Below are 6,038 nucleotides of genomic sequence, written 5' to 3' on the forward strand. Positions count from 1 at the left end.
CGATAGTTATCGGAGTTCGCGGCGAGCGATACTACAATAAAATAAAGTGTCCGTTATAATTTGGCTTTTCTTATTTGAATTATGAAAGAGGTCTATTCTAAAAACTAATCCGCCACAGGCGGAGAACTATTATAGTTTAAGAAATGGTATTATATGTAAGGCTAGTGCGTTTTTGATTTGAATTTGCATGGAGCATGTAGAATTGTATTATTGACAGCAAGCACCTATTGTCCCACTCATTTTTATTTGCGATAAAATAAAAAACGCACCCGAAGTTACTATCTCTGCATCCTCTGCTACTTCCTTCAAGGCTTTAATCTCTATATATTTCCCGTCAGTAATTCCTGTCTTCACTTCTATAATAGTGAATTTAAAACCTCCTGCTTCAGTTTGTTTACTGCAATTTTCATGTGCCGTACATTCTTTGTGTTTGCAATTTTTTTTGTCTTTACATTTTTCGTGTGCCTCGCATTCTGCGTGCTCGGGGCAATCTTCTTCCAAAGGACATTCTTCGTGCCCCGTGCATAATTCATGTTTCCCACAATTCATTTTGACTTCCTTAATAAATATATATTCTTTATCGTTCTCTTTTACTATGGCATTTACTGGAACGCAGTTTACGTTGCCACCATTTAATTCTACTATAGCATTAATAAACATGCCAGGCAATAGTTCTTTATCTTCTTTATCTAAATGGCAATGAATACGAACACTCCTGCTGTCATCAAATAAACGGCCAATTAAATGCACTGTTGCTGTTAATTCTTTATCAGGATCATTGGCCAAGGTAAATCTTACTTTTTGCCCCGGTTTGATTTTTGTGATATCCTTTTCAAAAACTGTTAGTTCGGCATGCAGGTGTTCGGTATCTACAATTTCAAACATAATATCTTGTTGGTTTACCATTCGGCCAATGTTCACATTTATTTTGGTTATATAACCATTAATAGGGGATCTAACACTGATAGTTCCCGATATATTCCCACTGAGTATATTGTTTTTATCGATGCCCGCCATTCTTATTTTTTCTTCCAATGCTTTATATTTTGCTTGCGATATATTATAGTCGCTTTGCGTTTGTTGCATCACTTTTGTGGAGTTTACATTTTCTTTACTCAACAGTTGCTGGCGTTTATATTCCTGCTCCAAAAAGTCAAACTTGCTTTTTGCTTCAACAAAATCCTGTTGTAATTGTACAATATCGGGATGCTCTATTACAGCAATAACTTGACCTTTGATAACGTGCATCCCCTCTAACATGCCCGTTGATTTTAGAAAGCCTCCTATTGGGGCACTTACCGAGATTAAATTCTGGGGTGGAACATCTAACTTACCATTTACTTTTAAAATCCCATTTAGATTTTTAGTTTCAATTATTCCAGTTTCGATTTCGGAGTTTTCAAATTGTTCTTTTGTTAATGAAATAGTTTTCTGGTCGGCAGCACATGTGTCTTTGCTGCTTGCATTCTTTTTCTCCTCTTTTGCAGAACAAGCAGTAAGTACAAACAACAGTATAATTATGCTGAATTTATATATATATATTAATATGTTTTTCATCTTGATTTTATTTTAATTTTGTTATTTGATGATGCCTGATAAAAATTCTAATCCAATAATGTTTTTATTATAGTTCAACAACGTTTCTAAATAGCTCTGTTTTATTTCGCCTGCTTGTTGCAGATTAACAACATGCCACGAATGGCTTATCTCGCCTTTTTGGTATGCCAGTGTACTTTGTTTTATGATAAGCTCTGCATTGGGCAAGCCACTTGTTTTATAATATTGCAGCGATTGTTTGGTTTTTAAATATTGAGCATAGGTCGCCTCAATTTCTGCCCTTGCATTACTTTGAGATTGTTTGTATTGTAATTCCGCTTTTTGTTGCATGAACTCAGCAGCTTTTACTTTTGCAGCTTGGGGAACAAACCATATAGGTATGCTTATACCTGCCGAAAATCCCATGAAACGATTTCCATAATTTGCCAATGGAGCATTGGGGTTGTCGCCATAAGGAACTCCATATAATGTTTGGTTAAAATAGCCTATTGTAATATCAGGGAGAAAAGCATTTTTATCTACATTCTTCTGATTGCTCGCTATGGAAACCTGCTGTTTCATATATAATACAAATGGATGTTTGGCAGATAAGTTTGAATCTATATGAAAACTTAAAGTATCTTCTTTCAATGCTGCATCGAAAAAAGAGTATATAGAAGTATTTGTCAACGATTTCAATTGGGCTGAAAGCATATTTCGGTCATTGTCAATCTGCATTAATAAATTTTCTATTTCCTTACTTCGTGCTTCAGCAGTCGATTTTTCAAGTAAATTAATTTCGCCTGTTTGATATTTTAACGTAGATGATTTTGCAAGCATATTATATATGCTGTCTTTTGTTTGAAGTAAAATTTTTCGCTGATTTAAAAACAACCATTCGTAATATATTTGTTTGATTTGATAAACTACCTCCGCTTCAGTTAATTTTTTCTTTAACACATTGCTTGCAACGATTGATCCTGCTAATTTCGATTTAGCGGCAAAAGTAGTAGGGAAAGGCAGTGTTTGTGATACTGTAATGTTATTGTCGTTCTTTGCAAAACTATTATACTGCCCATAAATTAAACTAACATTTGTTTTACCTATTTCAGTGGTGGCTTTTCTTAAATACTCGCTACTTTTTATTTCAGCATCTGCAGCTAAAATATTATTATTATTCTTTAGGCCACTTGCAATCCATTCATCTAAACTGGTGCTTGTTTGAGCATTGATGGTGCTGCTAACTAAGCATATAAGTATTATAGTTATGGGTTTAATAATTGTGATGGATTTAGACCTCACCCTTTCAAATAAAATATATAAAATAGGCAATATAATTAAAGTGAGTATGGTGGCACTTATTAAACCACCTATTACCACCGTTGCCAAAGGTTTCTGCACTTCGGCACCTGCTCCATGCGATAAAGCCATAGGAAGGAAACCAAGCGATGCAACTGCTGCTGTCATAATTACAGGACGAAGTCTAACTCTTGTTCCTGTCAAAACTCTTTGTATTATATCTGTCATACCTTCTTTTTTTAGTTGATTAAAATATCCTATTAATACAATTCCATTTAATACCGCTACTCCAAATAATGCAATAAAACCAACCCCAGCAGAGATACTAAAAGGCATACCTCTTAAATACAATGCGAATACACCGCCAATGGCAGAAAGTGGGATAGCAGAGAAAATGAGTAAGGCTTGTTTGAATGAACCAAAAGTAAAAAATAGGAGCATAAAAATTAATAGCAAGGTAACAGGAACTGCAATAGACAATCTTTCTTTGGCTTCTGTTAAATTTTGAAATTGTCCACCATAAGTAATATGATAACTTGGGGGTAGTTTTAATTCGGCATCTAATTTTATTTGTATTTCTTCTACCACAGATTCCACATCACGCCCTTCCACATTAAAACCAATCACAATTCTGCGTTTTGTATTATCGTGCGATATTTGAGCAGGTCCTTCCTTATAACTTATTTCTGCGATTTGATTTAGCGGTATTTTTATTCCATTATCGGTGTGCAGATAAAGTTGGCTCACATCGGATATATTTTGCCTGAAATTTTTATTGAATCTTACCACCAAATCAAATTTCTTTTCCCCTTCTAGCACAACGCCCGACGCTTTGCCTGCAAAGGCTGCTGTTATTATTTTATTTACTTCGCTAATTTTAATACCGTATTGGGCTAATTTATCACGCTGATACTTTACTGTGATTTGTGGCAAGCCTGCAACCTTTTCAATATTGGGAGTACCCACGCCTTTTACCTGTGTTATTAATTGTGACACCTTATCTGCTTGGGTTGCTAATATTGTCATATCATCTCCATATATTTTAACAGCAACATCTTGTTTCACACCAGTCATTAATTCATTAAACCGCATTTGAATGGGCTGTGTAATTTCAAGATTAACACCTACCAAACCGCTTCTTACTGTTTCCACCATTTTCTCCATCATTTGCTCCTTAGTGGTAGCACTTGTCCATTCTTCTTTTGGTTTCATGGCCACCATTATATCTGCTCTTTCCATAGGCATTGGGTCAGTGGGTATTTCGGCACTACCAATGCGAGTTACCAGTTGATTAATTTCAGGGAACTTTGATTTTAGTATTTTTTCTGCTTTGGTAATTGTTTCTGTCATTTGTTTTAAAGACGTACCTTGCATCATCGCAAACTCGATGGCAAAATCGCCTTCTTCTAAGGTAGGAATAAACTCGCCACCCATTCTTGAAAACATAAAGATGCTTGATATAAATAAGGCAAGTGTGCATATAATAATGATGCTCTTTCTTTTTATTGATTTTGTTATCACAGGTATATAAAGTCGTTCAAAAAATGCCATAATTTTATCTGATATGTTTTTCTTGTATTGCGTTTTTTTACTTAAAAATAAAGCCGACGCCATTGGCACATAAGTTAGCGATAGTATTAATGCCCCTAAAATGGCAAACGCCACTGTTTGTGCCATAGGGCTAAACATTTTGCCTTCAATGCCAACTAAAGCAAGTATGGGTAAATAAACTATCATGATGATGATCTCGCCAAATGCTGCCGAGCTTCTTATTTTAGTTGCAGAAACATATACTTCTTCGTCCATTTGCATTTGAGTAAGTTTTCCATCGGGAAAATTTTTACTGATGTTTCTGCTTGTAATATGGTGCAGCGTAGCTTCAATAATAATGACTGCTCCATCTACAATTAATCCAAAATCAATTGCCCCCAAACTCATTAAATTTCCTGACACGCCAAATAAATTCATCATAGAAATTGCAAAAAGCAGTGCTAAGGGTATAACAGAGGCCACCACTAACCCTGCACGAAGATTTCCCAGTAATAATACCAATACAAAAATAACTATGAGCCCACCTTCAATTAAGTTTGTCTTTACGGTGCCCATAGCTCTTTTTACTAATGCCGAACGCTCAATGTATGGGTCAATCACAACTCCTTCGGGTAATGATTTTTGAATTTCTGCCATTCGCATTTTCACATTTTCAATAACCTTTAATGAGTTTTCACCTTTTAACATCAAGGTAATTCCGGCCACCACTTCACCTTCGCCGTTTCTTGTTATAGCTCCATATCGGGGAGCATTTCCAAATATAACAGTACCTACATTTCTAATGAGTACAGGCATATTGTTTACCGTTTTGATAACAATATTTTCAATATCTTCTTTCGAATTAACCATACCTATTCCCCTAATAAAAGAAACATTCGAACCTTTCTCAATATATGCACCTCCTGTATTTTCATTACCATCATGTAAAGCTTCAAATACTTCACCCACGCTTATGTTCATAGCATTTAAACGGTTAGGGTCGAGCGATACTTCGTATTGTTTTACTTCGCCTCCCCATGCACTTACTTCGGTTACGCCTGCTACACCAGCCAATTGTCGTCGTATAATCCAGTCTTGAATTGTACGTAAATCCTGAGCATTGTATTTGGTTTCAAAACCTTTTTCGGGATGCACCGTATATTGATATATTTCGCCAAGGCCAGTGGTAATTGGACCCATTTCAGGTTTACCCAAGCCTTGTGGTATTTGGCTCTCAGCTTGTTTAATTTTTTCAGCGACCAGTTGCCTAGCTTTATAAGTTTCTATTTTATCATCGAACACTATGGTAATTATCGATAATCCTGAGCGTGAAATAGACCGTATCTCTTTTACATCAGTTAAATTCGACATGGCAATTTCCAGCGGATTGGTAATAAAACTTTCTACCTCCTGTGCTGCAACTGTGGGTGCAGTGGTGATAACCATTACCTGATTATTAGTAATATCGGGTAGGGCATCAATGGGTATTTTTTTTAAGGAATATATACCCCAAACAATCAGAGCAATGGTAAATAAGCCGACTACCATTTTGTTCTTGATTGAAAAACCTATGAGTTTATCAAACATATTTTTTAAGAATAACTTGAATTAAATAATTTATTACAGCTTATGCAGATGTATCATACATCCGAAAAAAAAACACCACTGTATGC

2 protein-coding genes are annotated in these 6,038 nt (G+C 35.5%); both read right to left on the bottom strand.

Annotated elements, in window-relative coordinates; genetic code table 11:
• Positions 1–207: 207 nt before the first annotated feature.
• Positions 208–1,557: an efflux RND transporter periplasmic adaptor subunit gene (locus SGJ10_14820; GenBank protein ID MDZ4759395.1), complete on the bottom strand. Its 1,350-nt coding sequence runs from the start codon at positions 1,555–1,557 to the stop codon at positions 208–210.
• A 21-nt stretch (positions 1,558–1,578) separates the two neighbouring features.
• A complete protein-coding gene (locus tag SGJ10_14825; protein MDZ4759396.1) occupies positions 1,579–5,952 on the bottom strand; it encodes a CusA/CzcA family heavy metal efflux RND transporter in 4,374 nt (1,457 codons plus the stop codon).
• Between the last annotated feature and the right edge of the window lie 86 nt (positions 5,953–6,038).

The sequence above is a fragment of the Bacteroidota bacterium genome, from assembly GCA_034439655.1.
Classification (GTDB): domain Bacteria; phylum Bacteroidota; class Bacteroidia; order UKL13-3; family UKL13-3; genus CANJUD01.